Origin of the sequence: Bacillus cereus group sp. N21 (assembly GCF_016483395.1) — a bacterium.
Taxonomy (GTDB): Bacteria; Bacillota; Bacilli; order Bacillales; family Bacillaceae_G; genus Bacillus_A; species Bacillus_A pseudomycoides.
On record NZ_JAEHBX010000003.1, the window covers coordinates 34,404 to 55,744 of the forward strand.

Consider the following 21,341-nt stretch of genomic DNA (forward strand, 5'->3'; position numbering starts at 1 on the left):
AGAAAATCTATGGTTAGACAAGAGGACACTACTTTCGGTTTTGCTCACTGAAAGTAGTGTTTTTGTATTTTTCAGAAAAAATATTGTAACAAATTATGGTAAATGATAAAATGAAACATGAAAGATTGGGAGAAAAATAAGTAGCTATCGAACAGTACTATATAATATACAGTACTGGATAATAAAAGTTATATGAACAGGGATGTATGGAATTTAATTTTTAACGATTTTATAGAAAGAAATACGACGAAGGAAGTGTTATTTTATGAAAAAGATTGTTCTTATCGCATTATCGTTGTTAGTTATTGGGGGCATTGGTGTTGGGGCAATGACTGTTTTCGGTGTAGCTTTTAATAAAACTGAAATTCATAAAAAAGAAACGGTGGCTGTTGAAAAAATTGATGAAATTGAAATAAAGACTTCTGCAGCAGATGTTGAAATTATTACAGTTGATTCAAAAGATATCGAAGTGTTACTGGATGGAGAAATAAGCAAAGAGCTAGTAGATGAATATAAATTTGATGTAAAAAAAGAAAACAATAGATTAAATATTGAATTTAGTAAAAATCAGAATTATGTTGGATGGGGAATTGGAACTGCCGCAGATGTAAACTTACAAGTTAAAGTTCCAAAGAAAATATATGACACTGTCAAAGTAACCACATCATCAGGAGATTTTGTTGCAAAAGAAATTGAAACAAAGGTAGCGGAGATAAATACTTCTTCTGGGGATGTATCATTATCACATTCTAAGGTAAATGAAAAATTAACAGCTAAAACATCTAGTGGAAAGATTAAGACAGATAAAAGTGAAATCGAAGTAGCAAAATTGAACACACGTAGCGGAAAAATTAGAGTAGAAGGTTTACATTCTAAAGAATTAGCAGCTAATACATCATCGGGTGATATTGAATATAATGATCGTAGTTTGCGGGGAGAAGTAGAGTGTAATACATCAAGCGGTGATGTTAAGATGCAATTTGATACATTTCCTGAATCTTTAAGAGTTGAGTTTGATGGAAGTTCAGGTAAAGCGGATATAAATGTTGCTGGTCTGCTATATGAAGAGAAATCAAAGAATCAGTTGGTTGGAGTAAAAGGTACAGGGGAAAATAAGGTGAAAGTAAAAACAAGTTCGGGAGATTTCAAGTTACGGTAACCTTTAAATAACAGCATAAAAAATCATGTCTCTGTTTGTGAGAGACATGATTTTTGTTTCAGATGGAGTTTCTAAAACTGAAGAATTCTTCTGTACTCATGACATCTGCATATACGTCATTTAAACTTGCCAAAATTGTATTATGGATATAAACAGCAGGAATCGTAGCGTTTTTAAAGATGAGATCTTTTGTTGCGCATGCATCATGCACAACAGTACAACGAAAACCGAAATCAAAAGCAGCTCTTACTGTAGCATCAATACACATATGAGTCATCATCCCGCATATAATAACATGTTCAATTTCTAAGTTTTGCAATTGCTCTAATAGGTCCGTTTCCCGAAAACCGTTTGGATAGTGTTTGAGAATAACAGTTTCATTTTTTAAGGGGCGAACATTTTCATGAATGTGGACTCCTTCTGTGTTAGGGAGAAAAAAAGTAGCATTTTCTTGAATAGATACATGTTGGATATGAAAAATAGGTTGATTCATTTCTCGAAAATGCCGAAGTAGTTGACTTGCATACTCGCTAGCTTCCATGGTGCCACGTAGTTCCATTTTACCATTTGGAAAATAATCATTTTGAATATCAACGAGTAAAAGGGCTGTTTTCATATAATCGATCGTCCTCCGTTTTTATTTCGTATTCATGTAATGTTATTCAACTGGAAAGGGATATTTTCCTTTTAGAGAGAGAATGTGAAGGAGAATTTCACATGAATTTAAAAATAATTGTTTTGTAATGAGCTACTAAGTTCCTTGCTTTCATTGAATTTTGGGATGGGAGTATTACTGCCCGCAAATAGCGGAATAAATCCAATGTTTGTTAGGTAGAGTGAAAAGACCAGGAGTTTTCCTGGTCTTTTTTATTTGATTCAATAAAGAAATTAGTTGAAAAGAGGGTTTCATATTTTTACCATAGTTATTCAATTGTGATATTCTTTAATGATTTGTCTGTCGGTTGTTTTTTTTCTTGCATACAAGAAGAGAGTTCTTCCTGTAAAATATTTATCATTTTTTTAGCTTGTTGCCTAAAGGGAGTAGGTAATTCATTGATGATACACATCCCAACCTTTAATTTTGTTTGAATGACTGTTCTTAGCAAATCCTCATGCATGAACAACGCCTCCAAATCGAATGATTAGCACATCCCCTTCAAATTTTGCGCCCTGAACAGATAAGTGCGTTAATGTTTTTGGTAAAGTAATGTTTCGTTTGACAGAGCCGGCGCGAATGATGAGTTCATCACCTTTTTGATTTAAAGAGAGTTCACTTTTATCTGAGAATGGAATAGAGAGAACAAAAATATATTCATCTCCATCTTTTTTTACATATTGTGTACGCCCGTTGAATTTTACAGCGGTTGGTTCTACATCATCTTTGAATAGAGCAGCTCCTACACGCTCTAGCATAGGTAATCCAACTACTTCTTGTTCAAACATTGGAGCTTCATAAATAGGAAGTGGTTGGAAGCTATCTTGAATTAATGCTTTATATTTTTTCTGCGCGTCTTTCCATGCTTGGAAGTAGGGGTCGGTAACGGTATTAGGGATGACGCGGTTAATCATGATCGCATCCACGTTATAATCATATAAATTCAAATAGGTGAAGCTACGCTGCGCTTCTTTAATAACCATTTTTTCTGGATTTACAACAACGCGAATACTTGTCACTTCACGGTTAGATAAAATATCCCGCATTTCTCCAAGGTGTTCAAGTGTATTTGTTAATTCATCCATAATATCATCAGTAGGAAGTGGGACTCCTAGAAGTGGTTGTGCAACAGGTCGGACAACTTTTAAAACTTTTTTTTTAATCGGAAAGAGTTTTTCCATCCACCAGCCGAGCATATCAGGAAAGCTTAGCATGGCGAGAGTTTCTCCGGTTGGTGCGCAATCAATAATGATGACATCATATGTTTTCTGTTTATAGTAATCGAGTACACGAAGTAAACTAATTAAGTCCTCCATGCCAGGAAACATCGTTAATTCCTCTGTTGTAATATCATCAGCAGCTTTTGATGTGAATAGCAATGTAATATACTTTTGTAATTTCCCCCAGCCTTTTTCCATTTCATAAATTGTATTGATTTCTTGTGCCCATAAATTTTCACGAATTTCTAGTGGCTCAGAAGATAATTTTATGCCAAAGGAATCTCCTAAGCTATGAGCTGGATCAGTGCTCATTACTAATGTTTTTAATCCTTGTTTTGCACTTTGAAGTGCTGTTGCTGCTGAAATGCTAGTTTTTCCTACGCCGCCTTTACCTGTATACAAAATAATTCTCATATTTATATCCCCTTTGCTTCGGTTGTCGAATATTACGAGTGTCGAAATATATGTTTGAATAAAAACCCATAAAGGGCATTATTCAATCGGGATGTTCTTCATCTTAGGTGTAGGAAGCTTTTCGACTTGCTTTTGTTGTGACGTAGCGATGTGATTCATAATCTTTTGGAAGATTTGTAGTAAAAATGCTTTTTCTTCTTCTGATAATGCTTCTGTCACAAGGTTAAAGTAATGAGCCGCATTGTGTTTTACTTCTTGAACGAGTTGTACGCCAGTTTCTGTTAAGCGAATTAGTACAATGCGTCGATCATTTTCATTCCGATAGCGCTCAATATATCCTTTTTTCACAAGTCGATTAACGACACCTGTCGTTGTGCTCATTGGAATATCGAGAAGCTCCGTGATTTTCGTCATTGTAATATCTGTATTTCGCTCCATCCATAACAGACAGAATACTTCTGTTTTAGAAAGTGATAAATCAAGGCTCACCCATTCTTCTGGGTAGAAAAGCTTCTTGGCATTATCTAGTAGTAAATCTAAAAAATGTTCATATTGCAACAATTATTTCCACTCCCGTATATTTCGAGGTTCGTAATATTTATTTCTATTGTATGTATGTTTGAAATAAATGTCAAACAATTATGATTTGTTTTTTCAGATTAGATAAAAAATAAATTTTATATTAGAAAATTTATGTAATAGAGTAATAAGTAGATAAATATATTTTACATAAAAATCCATAATAGTAATATACTTATCTATTATGGAGGTACAGCTACAAGGGGGAGAACCATGAGGAGAAGAAATACCCAAGCGTTCACATTTTTAGCATGGACTTCATTTGTTTGTGCGCTTTCTGGTATGTTAATTGGTATTTATACATTAGATGAAACACTTAGCGTAAAAGGATACTATTTAATAGGTACATTATTTTTAACAATGTCCTGTTTTGTACTGCAAAAAACAATTCGTGATAATGAAGAAGATAACGAGCGTTTACCGAAAAACGAACCACTAGATAAAGAATAAATTGAGAGGAAAGGCAGAAGCCTTTCTTTTTTTATGTAAAAATGCTGTAAGTACCGTGTGTTGACTTGCTTGAAGTACTGAAAATTTGGTATCATCAATAGTATTGTAGATTGAACGATATATTATGGAGGTGGCCTAGCCGTGTCAAGAATTTCCGTTGAGAATGTAAAGCATGTAGCGCATTTAGCACGTCTTGCAATTACAGATCAAGAAGCAGAAAAATTTCAAAAGCAACTCGATGCAATTGTTACATTTGCAGAGCAGTTAAATGAATTAGATACAACAGGTGTTAAACCAACAACTCATGTATTAGATATGAAAAATATTATGCGTGAAGATGTACCAGAAAAAGGTTTACCAGTTGAAGAAGTATTAAAAAATGCACCGGATCACAAAGATAATCAAATCCGTGTTCCAGCAGTATTAGAATAGAGGAGGGGAATTTCGATGTCATTATTTGATCATTCTGTATCAGAGTTACATAAGAAGTTAAACAACAAAGAAATTTCCGTTACGGATTTAGTAGAAGAATCATACAAACGTATTGCGGATGTAGAAGATAACGTAAAAGCTTTTCTTACATTAGATGAAGAAAATGCACGCGCGAAAGCGAAGGAATTAGATGCAAAAATTGGTGCTGAAGATAACGGTTTACTATTCGGTATGCCAATCGGTGTGAAAGACAACATTGTAACAAACGGCCTTCGTACAACTTGTGCGAGCAAAATGTTAGCAAACTTTGATCCAATTTATGATGCGACAGTTGTGCAAAAGCTGAAAGCTGCTGACACAATTACAATCGGTAAATTAAACATGGACGAGTTTGCAATGGGGTCTTCAAATGAAAACTCTGGTTTCTATGCTACGAAAAACCCATGGAATTTAGATTATGTTCCGGGCGGATCTAGTGGTGGTTCTGCAGCGGCAGTAGCGGCAGGAGAAGTATTATTCTCTTTAGGTTCTGATACGGGTGGTTCAATCCGTCAACCAGCTGCATATTGCGGTGTTGTTGGTTTAAAACCAACTTACGGACGTGTATCTCGCTTTGGTCTAGTTGCATTTGCATCTTCTCTTGACCAAATCGGACCAATTACACGTACAGTAGAAGACAATGCATACCTATTACAAGCGATTTCAGGTGTTGACCGCATGGATACAACTTCTGCAAATGTTGAAGTTGGCAACTACTTAGCTGGTTTAACAGGTGATGTAAAAGGTTTACGTATCGCTGTACCAAAAGAATACTTAGGAGAAGGTGTTGGCGAAGAAGCTCGTGAGTCAGTACTAGCTGCGTTAAAAGTATTAGAAGGTATGGGGGCAACTTGGGAAGAAGTATCTCTTCCGCACTCTAAATATGCTTTAGCAACGTATTACTTAATTTCTTCTTCAGAGGCGTCTGCTAACCTTTCACGCTTTGATGGCGTACGCTATGGCGTGCGTTCTGACAATGTGAGTAACTTAATGGACCTTTACAAAAACACGCGTAGCGAAGGCTTCGGTGATGAAGTGAAACGTCGTATCATGCTCGGTACATTTGCGCTTAGCTCTGGTTACTATGATGCATATTACAAAAAAGCACAACAAGTACGTACATTAATTAAAAATGACTTTGAAAATGTATTTGCTAACTATGACGTTATTATTGGACCAACAACGCCAACTCCAGCATTCAAAGTAGGCGAAAAAGTAGATGATCCAATGACAATGTACGCAAACGACATTTTAACAATTCCAGTGAACTTAGCAGGTGTTCCGGCGATTTCTGTTCCATGTGGATTCGGTGCGAACAACATGCCACTTGGTTTACAAATTATCGGTAAACACTTCGATGAAGCAACAATTTATCGCGTTGCACATGCGTTTGAGCAAGCAACAGATTATCATACAAAAAAAGCAAGTCTGTAGGAGGCGAGCATAGATGAATTTAGAAACAATTATCGGTTTAGAGGTTCACGTTGAGTTAAAAACGAATTCGAAAATTTTCTCTGCGAGTCCAACAGAATTCGGAGCGGATCCAAATACACAAACAAGTGTAATTGACTTGGGATATCCTGGAGTGCTTCCAACTCTAAATAAAGAAGCAGTTAACTTTGCAATGAAAGCTGCAATGGCATTAAACTGTGAAATCGCAACAGAAACAAAATTTGATCGTAAAAACTATTTCTATCCAGATAATCCGAAAGCATACCAAATTTCTCAATATGATAAACCAATTGGGGAAAATGGTTGGATTGAAATTGAAGTAGATGGCAAAAAGAAACGCATCGGTATTACACGTCTTCACCTAGAAGAAGATGCAGGTAAATCAACGCATACAAGTGAAGGTTCATTAGTGGATTATAATCGTCAAGGTATGCCATTAATCGAAATCGTATCTGAGCCAGATATGCGTACGCCAGAAGAAGCATATGCATACTTAGAAAAATTAAAATCTATCATTCAATATACAGGTGTATCTGACTGTAAGATGGAAGAGGGGTCTCTTCGCTGTGATGCGAACATTTCCCTTCGTCCAGTAGGACAAGAGAAGTTCGGTACAAAAGCAGAGCTGAAAAACTTAAACTCTTTCACTTATGTACAAAAAGGTCTTGAGCATGAACAAGTACGCCAAGAAAAAGAATTATTATCTGGTGGCATCATTCAACAAGAAACACGTCGTTATGATGAAGCAACGAAGAAAACAATCTTAATGCGTGTAAAAGAAGGATCTGACGATTACCGTTACTTCCCAGAGCCAGACTTAGTTGAACTTTACATCGATGATGAGTGGAAAGAACGCGTTCGCGCTTCTATTCCAGAACTTCCAGATGCTCGTAAAGTACGCTATGTTGAAGAACTTGGTTTACCAGCTTATGATGCACACGTATTAACATTAACAAAAGAGATGTCTGATTTCTTTGAAGCAACAATCGCAGATGGTGCAGACGCGAAATTAACATCAAACTGGTTAATGGGTGAAGTACTTGCATACTTAAATAAACAACAAAAAGAATTAAAAGACGTAGCATTAACGCCAGCTGGTCTATCTAAAATGGTTCGATTAATTGAAAAAGGTACAATTTCGTCTAAAATTGCGAAAAAAGTATTTAACGAATTAATTGAAAAAGGTGGAGACCCAGAAGAAATCGTTAAAGCAAAAGGTCTTGTTCAAATTTCTGACGAAGGTACACTTCGTAAGGTCGTAACAGAAATTCTTGATAATAACGAACAATCTATTGAAGACTTTAAAAACGGTAAAGACCGTGCAATTGGCTTCTTAGTGGGGCAAATTATGAAGGCGACAAAAGGACAAGCAAACCCACCACTTGTTAATAAAATCTTGTTAGAAGAAATCAACAAGCGATAATAAAGAAAAGTGGAACTGGATAGCCTAGCTTATGAAGTTAAGCGGTTATCAAATAGTAAAGATTAATCAGAGAAAGCACCCATATTTGGGTGTTTTTTCTGAGTTAATCAAACGTTTGTTTAAATTAAGAAATCATTTAAACAAACGTTTGATTAACTGACAAAAGTGAGAAAATGTTTGTATAGCAACTATGGTATGATAGTTGCAAAAAGGTGGGAATAATGATAAATCTAGACATAGAGAGTTTTTTCATCTCGTGAAATAATAGATAATTGTTATCCCCTGTTTTGTATGTAAGAAACAGAAAGTACTATGAATGGTGAAATGATATATATTACTTAGTTCAATAAAGCAAAGCTTTCATTAGTAGGTTGTTCTTTATATTTTGCTGATGTAAAGCGGTATGAACCTGGGTCCTTATTTGTCCTTTTAAATGGGCTAAAAGAAGGATATGGAGATGAGAGGAGGTAGGCATAGGAACGCTGAATAAAGATTCGGTATATTCTTTTTCTGTGAATGGTGAATGAGAAATTTCCTGTGCTAATGAATGATGAAGCGAGCAAGAATAATTTATAACCCTACTTCTGGCCGTGAGTTATTTAAAAAGAGCTTACCAGAAGTATTACAAAAATTAGAACAAGCTGGATATGAAACATCTTGTCATGCGACAACGGGTCCTGGAGATGCGACTGTGGCAGCGAGGCAAGCGGCAAATCGTAAATTTGATGTTGTCATTGCAGCTGGTGGTGACGGGACGTTAAATGAAGTGGTGAATGGTTTAGTAGGGAATGAATATCGTCCGAAATTCGGAATCATTCCAGTTGGGACGACAAATGATTTTGCACGTGCAATCGGTGTACCGCGTTCTATTGAAGAGGCGGCAGATATTATTTGTGAAGGTAAGACTGTTCCATTAGACCTTGGTAGAGCGAACGATACATATTTTATTAACATTGCTGGCGGCGGACGTATTACAGAATTAACATACGAAGTACCAAGTAAGCTGAAAACAGTACTAGGACAGCTTGCCTATTATTTAAAAGGTATCGAAATGCTACCGTCATTACATCCAACATACGTTGAAATCGAGTATGATGGAAAGCTATTGCAAGAAGAGATTACGATGTTTTTAATTACGAATACCCGCTCAGTTGGTGGTTTTGAAAAGGTTGCACCATATGCATCTATTAACGATGGTTTATTTGACTTATTAGTGCTGAAGAAGGGTTCTATTGCTGATTTGATTAAAGCAGCAACACAAGCACAGCGCGGTGAGCATATTAATAATCCAAAAGTTTTATATACGCAGGCAAATCGTATTAAGGTTCATTCGCCGGATAAATTAATGATTAATTTAGATGGTGAATATGGCGGAGATGCGCCAATGGAATTTGAAAATATATATCATTGTCTTGAACTATTTGTTCCAGAACATAAAGAGGATACCTTATAAAGGTATCCTTTTTTATTTATATATATAGGAATGTGTCGATGGAATCGTGTCATTAATTCCTTTTGTAAATTGGGAGTTGGTTTGATTTTCAATGTATTTTTACAATGCGTTCATCTTATATCCACATTTACTTGCTACACTGAATGTGAGAAGGGCAGAAAGGTAGGGTGTGTTATGGAGAAGATAAAGGCAATACTCTTTGATAAAGATGGAACATTAATGGATTTTCATTCGATTTGGATTAAAGTTGCAGAAGAACTTGTAGCTGAACTTATAGAACTACATCAATTACCTCAATCATTACAGTTAACTATTTTGGGAGAAATTGGTGTTAAAGGGGCGTTTGTTCATCCAAGTAGTGTATTAGCAGCAGGAACAAGCCTCGATATAGCGAAAATTTGTTGTAAGTATATACCGTCTGTTAAAGAGAGTGATATGCATCACTGGATAAGTGGAAAACTATTTACTCTTATGTACGAACATCGTTCACATATGAGAATGACAGCAGATTTACCAAGGGTTTTACAAACATTGAAAGATAAAGGTTTCATTTTAGGAGTGGTGACAGCTGATGATTTTGCACCGACAGAATTATTTTTAAAGCAGTATCGATTGGAATCTTTCTTTGATTGTATTGTAACTGCAGATACATTTCCGGCACAAAAACCAGATAAACAAATTGTAGAAGCATTTTGCGAGAAGTTTAGCTTGGATTCATCGGAAGTAGCGGTAGTTGGCGATACACCGACCGATTTACATTTAGCGAAAAATAGTGGCGGTTGTTATGCAATTGGTGTTCTTTCTGGGACGGGGGATCGACAAACATTAGCACCACTTGCCGATGTTGTACTAGATTCTGTAGGGGATCTTATTTCTAGCTCTGGTGAATTTATTTGGGAACAAAGGAAGTCTAATGTATAAATAAAATAAGTCTATAGAGACTCATAACAAGTCTTTATAGACTTGTTTTTTATGTCGAAATACTAGGAATGTTAGAACAACACTACATTTGTAAATTGGCATACATCTTGCAATATAGAAAAAGAAAATCATAGCATAGAAAAGGATGGGAGAAACGATGAATACAAAATTCGCTAAAGTAAATGAACAAATTCCAGGACCAAAGGCAGCTTCTTTATTAGAACGCCGTCAAAATATCGTACCAAGGGGCGTGAGTAATGGGATTTCAACATTCGTACAGTCAGCCGATGGTGCGCTTGTAACAGATGTAGATGGAAATCAATTTATCGATTTTGCAGGAGCAATTGGAACGATTAACGTAGGACATTGTCACCCTGCTGTGAAAGAGGCGCTTCATAAACAAGTAGATCAATATATTCATACTGGATTTAATGTAATGATGTATGAGCCATATATTGAATTAGCAGAGAAGCTTGCTGCATTAGCTCCTGGAAAATTTGAAAAACAAGTATTATTTTTAAATAGCGGTGCTGAAGCAGTTGAAAATGCTGTGAAAATTGCTCGTAAATATACGAAAAGACCTGGCATTATTGCGTTTTCAAAAGGGTTTCATGGTCGTACATTGATGACAATGACGATGACAAGTAAAGTAAAGCCATATAAATTCGGATTTGGTCCATTTGCACCGGAAGTATATAAAGCACCATTTCCATATGAATACCGTCGTCCAGAAGGTTTAACAGACGAACAATACGATAACTTTATTATTGAAGAATTTAAGAATTTTTTAATATCAGAAGTTGCACCAGAAAGTATAGCAGCTGTTGTGATGGAACCAGTCCAAGGTGAAGGTGGTTTTATCATTCCAAGTAAAAAGTTTGTACAAGAAGTACGTCGTCTTTGCTCTGAACATGGTATTTTATTTGTAGCTGATGAAATTCAAACAGGATTTAGCCGTACAGGAAAATACTTTGCAATTGATCATTATGATGTAGTTCCAGATTTAATTACTGTTTCAAAATCATTAGGGGCAGGAGTACCGATTAGTGGCGTTATTGGCCGAAAAGAAGTTATGAATGAATCAGCACCAGGGGAACTTGGTGGAACATACGCTGGAAGTCCATTAGGCTGCGCTGCGGCATTAGCTGTTTTGGATATTATAGAGAAAGAAAAATTAAATGCTCGAGCTGTACATGTAGGAAAAGTTGTGATGGATCGATTTGAAGCAATGAAGAAAAAATATAATTGTATTGGTGATGTGCGTGGCTTAGGAGCAATGTGTGCGTTCGAACTTGTTAAAGATCGTACAACGAAAGAAGCGGATAAAGCATTAACAGCAAATTTATGTGCTGAAGCAAATAAACGTGGATTGCTCTTATTATCTGCTGGAACGTATGGGAATGTAGTTCGTGTATTAATGCCACTTGTCATTACAGATGAGCAGCTAGAAGAGGGGCTTACAATTATTGAAGATTCCCTGCAAGCTTGTTATGAGCAAGCGGATATAGCTCGTGTGTAAATAATAGAATGCAAATTGAAAAAACGGCATAAAACCTTTCTTTTTTTAGGTGAAGAGAGCATCCGTCCATGCATAGAAGCGGTCAGACTCTCTTCCAGCCTCATGCAAAGTTAAAACAAAGAGAGGAAACGACCATAGATTACCGTTTGTTCTTTATAGTAGCGCCTTATATGTCGGAAAATCAAAATGGATATAATATATTTGTGACCATTCTAGTTTGCTTCGTTGAATATACAGAAAATTCCCTTAAATGCAGGTTTCATTTTATAATGAAATGTAAGAGATAATAAAGTGAAGCAATGTACTTGAATTTGAGGAGTGGCTGGAATGGTTGCAGAAAAGGAACGAGCATTTATGGATTTAAAAGATGTATTTGAATATGCATTTGATGAGATTTTTGTTACGGATGAGGAAGGAACTGTTGTCCGTGTAAATAGTACATGCGAAAGACACTATCAATTATCTGCTGAGGAGTTAGTAGGTAAGCATGTAAAAGAACTACAAAAAGAAGGGATCTTTTATCCATCTGCAACATTAGAAGTAATTGAGAAGAAAAAGCCAATTGAACTTGTTCAGACAACAAAATCAGGAGAGTATTTACACGTTCGTACAAGGCCTGTGTTTGATGAACAAGGGAATTTGCGAAGGGTAATTAGTTATTCTCGTGATCTCACTGAACTCTACCAATTACGAAAAAAGGTCGAAGAGATGGATAATCAGTTAAAGACATATAAAAAAGAGTTAAGAGAAACGTATGAATATGAGGGGCTTATTTTTAAAAGTGTAGCTATGCAAAAAATAGTTACAACAATCAAAAAAGTCTCTGTGGTAGATAGTACGGTTCTTATTTTAGGCGAGACTGGTGTAGGGAAAAGTAGATTAGTGCGTCATTTGCATGAAGTGAGTCATCGTAAAAATGAAATGTTTTATGAAATTAATTGTGCGGCATTGCCGACAAATTTAATCGAATCGGAACTGTTTGGCTATTCAGGTGGTTCATTTACAGGTGCAAACCGCGAAGGAAAAAAAGGGATTTTAGAGCTAGCTCATAAAGGAACTCTTTTCTTAGACGAGATTGGTGAAATGCCACTTGAAATTCAGGCGAAACTGTTACAAGTATTACAAGAAAAAACATTCCGCTCAGTAGGAGGTAGGGAACTAAAAAAAGTAGATGTTCGTATTGTAGCAGCTACGAATAGAGATTTGGCTGAAATGGTGAAACAAGGTACTTTCCGAAAAGATTTATACTATCGTTTAAATGTAATACCGATTCATATCCCTCCACTTCGTGAAAGAACGGAAGATATTTTACCTTTAGTCTATCATTACTTACATCACTTTAATGAGAAGTATGGACGTGATGTAAAATTGGCACCTAGTACTTTACAAATGTTTGTAGGGTACCCTTGGGAAGGGAATAATAGAGAAATAGAAAATGTGATTGAAAGAATTGTCATTACTGCAGATAACATTGTAACGATTGAAGACTTACCATTATCTATGCATGGATCAACAGTTGAACAGTCCGGTCAAAGCCTCTATAAAATGTTGGAAGAAGTAGAACGGAATATTATCCTTAAAGCGTATAAAACATATGGATCAAGCTATAAAGTAGCAGAGTTTTTGAAAATAAGCCAGTCTGCAGCGACGAGGAAAATTAAGAGGTTTATAGGAGAGGAATTTATATAAATACAAATTGAAAAAATGATATAGAACCTTTCTTTTTAGGGGGAGAGAGCATCCGTTCATGCATAGAAACTGTCCCATTCCAAGTGAAAATAAAGAGAGAAAACGAGTGAAGGCTATTTCTTTGTTCGAATGCTTTTTTGAAAGTATGATAGAAATATAGAAGAAAATGAAGTGAATATAAAGGAGGAAGAAAACGTTGGATAAGAAAGCGACTTATATAAATTTAGAACAGAAAGCAATGTATATAAATGGGGAATGGATCGGGCTACAGGAACAAATTGAAATTAATAATCCTGCGACGCAGGAAGTATTTGCAACTGTTCCAAAAGGCGGGGTCATTGAGGCGAAGCAAGCGGTAGATGCTGCACATGAAGCCTTTAAGTCTTGGTCAAAATTAACTGCAGCTGACCGTGCGCAAAAATTAAAAAAGTGGTTTGCACTAATTGATGAAAATAAAGAAGAAATCGCAGCAATTATGACGAAAGAGCAAGGGAAGCCATTTGCAGAAGCACTTGGTGAAGTGAATTATGCGAATAGTTTTGTAGAATGGTATGCAGAAGAAGGAAAGCGAGTATATGGTGAGATGATTCCAGCTTCTCATCCAGATAAACGCATCTTAGTAATAAAACAGCCTGTTGGTGTTATTGCAGCAATTACACCTTGGAATTTTCCAGCTGCTATGATTACAAGAAAAGTAGCTCCAGCGCTTGCAGCAGGTTGCACAGCAGTTGTAAAGCCTGCAAGTCAAACGCCGTTAACAGCATTAAAATTAGCTGAACTTGCACATGAGGCTGATATTCCAAAAGGCGTTTTAAACATTGTAACAGGTAGTGCAAAGGCTATCGCTGATACGTGGATGAATGATGGACGTGTGAGAAAGGTTTCGTTTACGGGATCAACTGAAATCGGAAAAGAATTAATGTGTGGTGCAGCGAAAACAATGAAAAAAGTGTCACTTGAATTAGGGGGGCATGCTCCGTTTATTGTGATGAATGATGCGGATTTAGATAAAGCTGTAGAAGCGGTAATTGGTTCGAAATTCCGTAATGCTGGTCAAACATGCATATGTACAAATCGCGTATTTGTACAAGAAGCGGTATATGGAGAATTTGCAGAGAAGTTTCAAAAAGCAGTAGGTCAGCTTAAGGTAGGAGATGGATTTGGAGAAGGTACGACTGTAGGGCCGCTTATTGATGCGAATGCAGTAGAAAAAGTAAAGGAACATATAGAAGATGCTATCCAAAAAGGCGGCGAAATCCTTTATGGAGGACAAACAATTGCAGAATTAAATGGTCACTTTATTGAACCAACTGTAATTGGAGGAGCAAACGATACAATGTTATGTATGAATGAGGAAACATTCGGACCAGTTGCGCCTGTTGCAAAATTTGAAACGGTTGAAGAAGTAATTGAACGAGCTAATAATACTCCGTATGGTTTAGCTGCATATGTATTTACAAAAGATATTAGTCAAGCATTTCAAATTAGTGAAGCATTAGAATATGGCATTATCGGTTTAAATGATGGCCTTCCATCAGTTGCACAAGCTCCGTTTGGCGGATATAAAGAAAGTGGTATTGGCCGTGAAGGTGGTCATTTTGGAATTGACGAATATTTAGAAATTAAATACATTTCTTTAGGACTATAATAAAGTAAAAAAAGGTTGTTTTCTAAAATGAAAACAACCTTTTTATTATGTGAGGATAAATTAATATAAAAGAATAAGTTTACATGAGTGCTTTCAATAGATCTGTTACTAATGGAATCACTTTACCAACGAATGTTAAAATCGCAATTGCTGTTGTCATGAAAACTCCTCCTTCTATTTTGAATATTATAATAACAAAACTTTATACATTGATTATATTAAGGCAGTATACTAAAAAGTGAAAAGAGCCTTTTTCTAGGAAAATGGCTCTTTTCATTAAATAATTTGTATTCTTAGAATGCCCAGTTACCTTTACGGAAAATTGGTTCATGTGTTCCGTCAGCTGTAATACCATCAATATCAAGCTCTGCTGAACCAATCATAAAGTCTTCGTGTGTAATACTAGAGTTTGCTCCATTTTCTGCAAGCTCTTCTTTTGTCATCGTTTTACCACCATCTAAGTTAAATGCATAAGCATTCCCAATTGCTAAATGGCAAGATGCATTTTCATCAAATAGCGTATTATAGAATAAAATGTTTGTATTAGAAATCGGTGAATCATGAGGTACTAATGCGACTTCTCCTAAGAAGTGAGAGCCTTCATCTGTTTCTACTAAATGTTTTAGTGCTTCTTCGCCAACATCAGCTTTGTAGTCAACAATGCGACCATTTTCGAATGTTAGTGTAAAGTTATCGATGATGTTACCTGCAAATACTAATGGTTTTGTGCTCGATACTTGACCGTTTACACCTGTTTTTAATGGCATAGTAAAGACTTCTTCTGTCGGAATGTTAGCCATAAATGGTATATTCTTTTCATTTAAGCTACCAGCGCCAGCCCATACATGTTTTTCTGGAAGTTCAATTGTTAAATCTGTTCCAGGACCTGTATAGTGAAGAGCTTTATAATGTTTTTCGTTTAAGTAGTCTACTTTTGTATGTAATGTTTCATCATGTTCTTTCCATGCTTCAACAGGATTTTCTAAATCTGCACGAGTTGCTTGGAAAATTGCATCCCATAGCTTTTCTTGTTGCTCTTCTGGTGCTACATCAGGGAATACTTTTGCAGCCCATTCTTTCGTAGGAACAGAGATTACGCACCAGCTTACTTTATCTGCTTGTACATAATCACGGTATACCTTCATTGCTTCTCCAGCAACCTTATGAGCACTTGCAATTCGTTTTGCATCTACACCTTTTAATAAATCTGGATTTTCTGCATAGATAGACATAAATGCAGCGCCTTCTTTTGCCAATTCTTCACGTGCATGTGCCTTCCAAGCAGGGAATTCTGAGAATGCTTCTTCAGGAGCTAAATCAAATTTTAAACGTGTTAATACCTCATCGTTCCAATCTACATATACATGCTTTGCGCCTGATTTATATGCTTTTTCTGTAACAAGACGGACAAATGGAGCTGCCTCAAGTGGCGCATTAATAGATAATGTTTGTCCAGGCTGAATATTAACACCGACATTTACTGCAAGAGCAGCATACTTTTCTAATGATTGTTCAAATGACATAGGTATAATCCCCTTTATTCAAAAGATTTCTTATATACATAATACAAGAAAATTTAAAAAATATAAACGGTGCCTCAATTATATTAATCTTAATTTCGTATTTTGACGATGTGTTGTGAGAAAATGGCAATTGATTGAGTAGAATAATCAGGTAAACAAGCATAAACATATATTAAATAAGATTTGAAAGAAAATGGTTATGAATATGTAGTGTGAAAGGTTGATAAAATGGGACGAAATCCGAATCGAAATAGAAAAGATTGTTATCCATATATAGAAAAGAATTGTGAGATAGGACCTATGTCCCCATATGAGCGTTGTGATAAGGCATTCCGAGTTCGTTTTCAAGCTGCAGATTATCAAAAAGGTCTTCCTCTTCCAGTTCAATTCTGTAACGGAGATGAAAAATTGTTTGATAATAAAATTGCTAGCTTCTCCAAGGCTTTACCACATAATTCTTTAGGGGAAGTTGATATTTATGCTTATAAAAAATGGATTGAGGCACTTAAGAAGGGAAAGCCAGATGCTTTTGAATGTTTAACGCTTGGTGGTGTAGTGAAGCTTGCCAATCCACAAGCAGCTTATGCTTATGGGCTAGAAGGACCGGATTCTCACCATTTAAGTATCGCGGTACCTCCAGCTTTTAGTAGTGCCTGGGAAGCAAGTGAAATGACTGAATTGTACTGGCAGGCATTGACACGTGATGTGCCTTTTACTGAATATAATAGTAATTCTCTTACTTTAGCAGCGGCTTCTGAATTATCAAGTTTGTCGGATTTCCGTGGACCTAAAGTTAATGGTAGCGTTACTACAGAGACTTTGTTTCGTGATGGAATACCTGGTGGTCTGATAGGACCTTATATTTCTCAATTTTTATGGCAAGATGTTCCCTATGGAGCTACAACAATGATTCAAAAATATCGTACTACTGTATCTGATAAAGATTATATGACTGCTTACCAAGAATGGCTGGATATCCAAAATGGTTTATCTCCGAAGGAAATTATATTTGATACAGTCACTCGTTATATTCGTAATGGTCGTGACCTAGCTGAATTTGTTCATCAAGATTTTTCCTACCAAGCTTGTCTTTCTGTGTGTTTGATATTACTTAGCTTTGGAAAAGGAGCATTATCATCCAATAACCCCTACTTACATTCAAAAACTCAGAATGGTTTTGTTACCTTCGGTGCCCCTCATATTTTGGATTTAGTGGGTAAGACGGCAAAGGCAGCACTTGAAGCGGCATGGTGTCAAAAGTTTTTAGTTCATCGCAGAATCCGCCCTGAAGAGTTTGGAGGGCGTGTTCATAATCAGCTAACAGGTGATACTCATTATCCGATTCATCCAGAATTATTAAATTCGCAAGTTATTTCCGAAGTATTTAGCAAGTTTGGAACGTATTTACTCCCGTTAGCGTATCCTGAAGGCTGTCCGACTCATCCTGCATACCCTGCGGGACATGCAACTCTTATGGGAGCTGGTGTCACTGTATTGAAAGCCTTTTTTAATGAATCGTTTGTCATTCCAAAACCAGTTGTAGCGAGTTCTGATGGTCTTTCTTTGCTCTCTTATTCAGGACAACCTTTGAAAGTCGGAGGGGAATTGAATAAGCTTGCTACCAATATTGGGCTTGGCCGTGGTACAGCTGGTGTTCATTGGCGTTCTGACACGATAGAAGGCTTAAAGCTCGGGGAAGCAGTAGCGATAGGAATTCTGAAAGATCATAAAGCAACCTATAACGAAAAATTTAATGGCTTTTCTTTTACTAAATTCAATGGTAAGTTTATAAAAATTTAATAGTAGTAAACGATTTCCTTATTGAAATTATCCCATATTGTTAAGAGTTATTAAAAAAATGAGTGCGATATGAAAAGTATCGTACTCATTTTTCTAGTTATAATAATCTTTATTCTTACTCGATTATTTATGGGTAGTAAACCCAAGTTTATTTAATAGAAGTAGCAAACTGTTCAACTGTAGTAGTGTTGTGCATACGAACGCGTTTCATTTTTAACAGTTCATCTGGCTCACCTTTTGTAATGAACTGTCCTGGTTTTGTCGTTGTCGCAAATTGATAATATTTCTTTGTTTCTTCTACAACTTTATCATTTACATGACCAAACGGGTATGCAATTGCAATGACAGGTTTACCAGTGATCTTTTCAAGCTTTTCTTTTGAACCCTTTAACTCTCCCTCATAGTTTGTGATTTTCGGTAAATCAGCATGTGTTGCTGTATGAGATTGGACAGAGAAAATACCCGAATCAACCATTTCTTTTATATCCGCGGTGGATAAGGAGCCTTCTGCATCGATGTTATCAACAATCATATATTCGGTTGCTGTCGGCTTAAATGTATCGTCTTTTAACTTTTGTAGAATATGAAATGCATTCATATTATTTTTCATACCATCATCAAACGTAACAAGAATTGGTTTATTTACTTTATTAATATCGTTCCAACGTTCGAACGTTAATAATGTATAGCCGTTTTCTTTTAAATATTTCATTTGCGCTTCGAAGTTCGCAGGTGAGACAAATAAGCCTTTTATTCCTTGACCATAATAATCCTCAATCGCGTGATACATTAAGACAGGAACATGCTGCTGAAACGTGATGGTGGATGTTGTGAGCAGAATACTTTTTCCACCTTCTTTTAAACCAGATGCTTCAATTTGATATTCACCACGTTTTCCGTCAAATTCTTTAATATCAAAAGGAATTGCAAACTGTTTGTTTTTATCTTTGGATGAAAATAATTTTGCGCTTTCTTTTCCATCAGCAGTTCGCCAAATTTTATATTGTACCTCGGTTAAAGAATCTTTTAAATCCGTTATATGGATAGCTGTATTTGTGGATTCATGTGTAATAGAACTCCAAGATATTGTACCCTGTGGTTGCACTTTTTCTACTTGCTTTTTTGGCTGTTCTTGAACCGTTTTCTCTTTTTTAGGTTCATTATTTGTATTGTTAGAATTACACCCTGCTAGAATGGCAGATGTACATAAAGCAATAGCTGCATATTTTTTCATAACGATCACCTTCTATTGTGTATTCACTTTTTCCCCGCATGAACGGGCAGTAAGACCCTCACCTTAAGATTCAGAGAGAAATGAAGAGGTCGGGCTGATTAAAGTTTCACTTTATATCGTTATAGTAAAGTGATGGTAGTTCAAAGAAACAAATAGTTAAGATGTTTCTCTACTTCGAAGTCTTTTTCTTTTTGCAGGCTTGTTCAGCGTTATGATCATGTAGCCAACAACAAAAATGAAAGGAATTAAAAATACATAACTAGGGATGCCGAAAACATAATGACTTTTTATGCTGAAAAATAATAAATGTAGGAAATCAAAAAGAGCATGTAATTTCATTTGTACCTCCATTAATCTTTTTGCAAATTATAACATTTATAAAAGTGGAGCTAAATGTTCAAGGCTAAAATTTAAGCTAATTTTAAAGTTGGAAAAATAAATAAAAGAAAAGGCTACTTTTTCATGAAAGCAGCCTAAAAAACGATTAATATTTTTCTTTCACAAGTGATGTAAACTGCGCCATTGTTGTATTAGGGCCAACAAAATGTCGCTTAATTAAGTATTGTTCATTTGGTGTGCCTTTTGTAATATGAGTTCCATGATCGGTAGTTACCGCAAATTCATAATGTTTCTTTGTTTCTTCCACAGCTGGGTCATTATAAGAACCTACTGGATAGGCAAGGGCGATCACTTTTTTGCCTGTAAGATTTTCAATTTTTTCTTTAGATACACGTAATTCTTCATCATAATTACTTGTATAAGCCATCATTGCATGAGTAGCAGTATGAGATTGAATGGAAAAAATACCCGAATCAAGCATTTGTTTTATATCATCTGTCGTAAGACGATTTGGTGTATCAATAGTACTTGAAACGAGGAATTCGGTTGCTGCTGGTTGGAATTTATCATCTTTTAATTTTTGCAAAATATGAAGAGCGTTCATATTATTTTTTCGGCCATCATCCATTGTCACAAAGACAGGTTTATTGACACGATTTACCTCGCCCCAACGTTCAAACGTTAACATTGTATAACCGTTATCTTTTAAATATTGCATATGTTTTTCAAATTGTTCTGGTGGTACATATAAACCTAAATCGCCATCACCTGGTCCAGGATATTTTTCAATAGCATGGTACATAAGGAAAGGTGCATATTGCTGGAATGTAATCGTAGATTTCACTAGAGGAATTTCAGTGTTGTCATTTTTTAATCCCACTGTTTCAATTTGAAATTCTCCACGTTTTAAATGAAATGATTGTAAATGAAATGGGAGAGCAAAATCACGCGCTTTTTCTTGTGATACAAAGGTTTGTTTACTTGTAGGTCCATCAGCTGTACGCCAAATATTGTAACGCACTTCCTTAAATGAATCTCTTAAGTTCTTTGTATAAAGTGTCGTATTCTTTGCATTGTATTCAAATGGATCCCATGAAATGAGTCCTTGAGTTACAGGTATTTCTACTGCTTTGGCTTGTACTTCTTTCGTCTCCTTTTGGCTCTTGTAAGTTGCTTCTTTTGTCTGTTTTTCACTAGTAGTGCTAGTGTTACAACCTACGAGAATAGCAGAAGAAAGCAAAGCGATACATGCATATTTCTTCATAATATCATCCTTCTATTGTGTTTTTAGTTTTGTCTCTTATATGTAATAATTTCTCTATTTGTCTTGTTATAAGAGATTATTGATTCAAATATTTCTATTTGAATCATACCCTTGTCTATCATATCACT

At 35.8% G+C, this 21,341-nt stretch carries 18 protein-coding genes; 11 read left to right on the plus strand and 7 right to left on the minus strand.

Annotated features, from left to right (window positions below; translation table 11 throughout):
- Nucleotides 1-265: 265 nt before the first annotated feature.
- Nucleotides 266-1,159 carry a DUF4097 family beta strand repeat-containing protein gene (locus JDS96_RS02295; protein WP_003194638.1) on the plus strand — a complete coding sequence of 298 codons (894 nt, stop codon included), beginning with the start codon at nt 266-268 and terminating at the stop codon, nt 1,157-1,159.
- 58 nt (nt 1,160-1,217) lie between these two features.
- On the opposite strand, the gene JDS96_RS02300 is transcribed toward JDS96_RS02295, so the two are convergent.
- From JDS96_RS02300 to JDS96_RS02315, 4 genes are all read right to left on the minus strand, one after another.
- A complete protein-coding gene (locus JDS96_RS02300; protein WP_003194639.1) occupies nt 1,218-1,775 on the minus strand; it encodes a cysteine hydrolase family protein in 558 nt (185 codons plus the stop codon).
- Between the two features lie 307 nt (nt 1,776-2,082).
- Nucleotides 2,083-2,277, minus strand: a complete 195-nt coding sequence (locus JDS96_RS02305; RefSeq protein WP_033795839.1) for a DUF3926 domain-containing protein — start codon at nt 2,275-2,277, stop codon at nt 2,083-2,085.
- Nucleotides 2,270-3,448 carry an ArsA family ATPase gene (locus JDS96_RS02310; RefSeq protein ID WP_199665859.1) on the minus strand — a complete coding sequence of 393 codons (1,179 nt, stop codon included), beginning with the start codon at nt 3,446-3,448 and terminating at the stop codon, nt 2,270-2,272. The genes JDS96_RS02305 and JDS96_RS02310 overlap by 8 nt, the downstream gene beginning before the upstream one ends.
- A 78-nt stretch (nt 3,449-3,526) precedes the next feature.
- Nucleotides 3,527-4,009 carry a MarR family winged helix-turn-helix transcriptional regulator gene (locus JDS96_RS02315; protein ID WP_098101294.1) on the minus strand — a complete coding sequence of 161 codons (483 nt, stop codon included), beginning with the start codon at nt 4,007-4,009 and terminating at the stop codon, nt 3,527-3,529.
- 231 nt (nt 4,010-4,240) lie between these two features.
- Here JDS96_RS02315 and JDS96_RS02320 point away from each other — a divergent pair, with 231 nt between their 5' ends.
- The 9 genes from JDS96_RS02320 to JDS96_RS02360 all read left to right on the plus strand — a co-directional run bounded on the left by JDS96_RS02320 (nt 4,241) and on the right by JDS96_RS02360 (nt 15,053).
- A complete protein-coding gene (locus JDS96_RS02320) occupies nt 4,241-4,477 on the plus strand; it encodes a YiaA/YiaB family inner membrane protein (RefSeq protein ID WP_003194646.1) in 237 nt (78 codons plus the stop codon).
- Nucleotides 4,478-4,618: 141 nt separating this feature from the next.
- Nucleotides 4,619-4,909, plus strand: coding sequence for an Asp-tRNA(Asn)/Glu-tRNA(Gln) amidotransferase subunit GatC (gene gatC / locus JDS96_RS02325; protein ID WP_003194647.1), 291 nt, complete (start codon nt 4,619-4,621; stop codon nt 4,907-4,909).
- Nucleotides 4,910-4,924: 15 nt separating this feature from the next.
- A complete protein-coding gene (gene gatA / locus JDS96_RS02330; RefSeq protein WP_003194648.1) occupies nt 4,925-6,382 on the plus strand; it encodes an Asp-tRNA(Asn)/Glu-tRNA(Gln) amidotransferase subunit GatA in 1,458 nt (485 codons plus the stop codon).
- A gap of 13 nt (nt 6,383-6,395) precedes the next feature.
- Complete coding sequence (gene gatB, locus JDS96_RS02335) at nt 6,396-7,823, plus strand: Asp-tRNA(Asn)/Glu-tRNA(Gln) amidotransferase subunit GatB (protein WP_003194650.1); 1,428 nt, start codon at nt 6,396-6,398, stop codon at nt 7,821-7,823.
- 547 nt (nt 7,824-8,370) lie between these two features.
- Entirely contained in the window at nt 8,371-9,276 is a 906-nt protein-coding gene (locus JDS96_RS02340) for a diacylglycerol kinase (protein ID WP_003194652.1), read from the plus strand.
- 174 nt (nt 9,277-9,450) lie between these two features.
- Nucleotides 9,451-10,197, plus strand: a complete 747-nt coding sequence (locus tag JDS96_RS02345; protein WP_098206382.1) for an HAD family hydrolase — start codon at nt 9,451-9,453, stop codon at nt 10,195-10,197.
- Between the two features lie 157 nt (nt 10,198-10,354).
- Nucleotides 10,355-11,716, plus strand: a complete 1,362-nt coding sequence (gene gabT, locus JDS96_RS02350) for a 4-aminobutyrate--2-oxoglutarate transaminase (protein WP_097786958.1) — start codon at nt 10,355-10,357, stop codon at nt 11,714-11,716.
- Between the two features lie 327 nt (nt 11,717-12,043).
- Nucleotides 12,044-13,405, plus strand: a complete 1,362-nt coding sequence (locus JDS96_RS02355) for a sigma-54 interaction domain-containing protein (RefSeq protein ID WP_018782627.1) — start codon at nt 12,044-12,046, stop codon at nt 13,403-13,405.
- A 196-nt stretch (nt 13,406-13,601) separates the two neighbouring features.
- Nucleotides 13,602-15,053 (plus strand): NAD-dependent succinate-semialdehyde dehydrogenase, encoded by a 1,452-nt coding sequence (locus tag JDS96_RS02360; RefSeq protein WP_003194659.1) that lies wholly within the window; start codon nt 13,602-13,604, stop codon nt 15,051-15,053.
- Between the two features lie 293 nt (nt 15,054-15,346).
- Here JDS96_RS02360 and JDS96_RS02365 read toward each other — a convergent pair whose 3' ends face one another.
- A complete protein-coding gene (locus tag JDS96_RS02365; protein ID WP_003194661.1) occupies nt 15,347-16,576 on the minus strand; it encodes an aminopeptidase in 1,230 nt (409 codons plus the stop codon).
- Nucleotides 16,577-16,804: 228 nt separating this feature from the next.
- Between JDS96_RS02365 and JDS96_RS02370 the strand changes: the two genes are divergently transcribed.
- The gene (locus JDS96_RS02370) at nt 16,805-18,376 is read left to right on the plus strand and encodes a vanadium-dependent haloperoxidase (protein WP_199665860.1); all 1,572 of its coding nucleotides are present in this window, start codon (nt 16,805-16,807) and stop codon (nt 18,374-18,376) included.
- 148 nt (nt 18,377-18,524) lie between these two features.
- Here JDS96_RS02370 and JDS96_RS02375 read toward each other — a convergent pair whose 3' ends face one another.
- On the minus strand, nt 18,525-19,610 hold the full coding sequence (locus JDS96_RS02375) for a polysaccharide deacetylase family protein (protein ID WP_018782624.1): 1,086 nt from the start codon (nt 19,608-19,610) through the stop codon (nt 18,525-18,527).
- 484 nt (nt 19,611-20,094) lie between these two features.
- The gene (locus tag JDS96_RS02385; protein WP_199665862.1) at nt 20,095-21,213 is read right to left on the minus strand and encodes a polysaccharide deacetylase family protein; all 1,119 of its coding nucleotides are present in this window, start codon (nt 21,211-21,213) and stop codon (nt 20,095-20,097) included.
- Between the last annotated feature and the right edge of the window lie 128 nt (nt 21,214-21,341).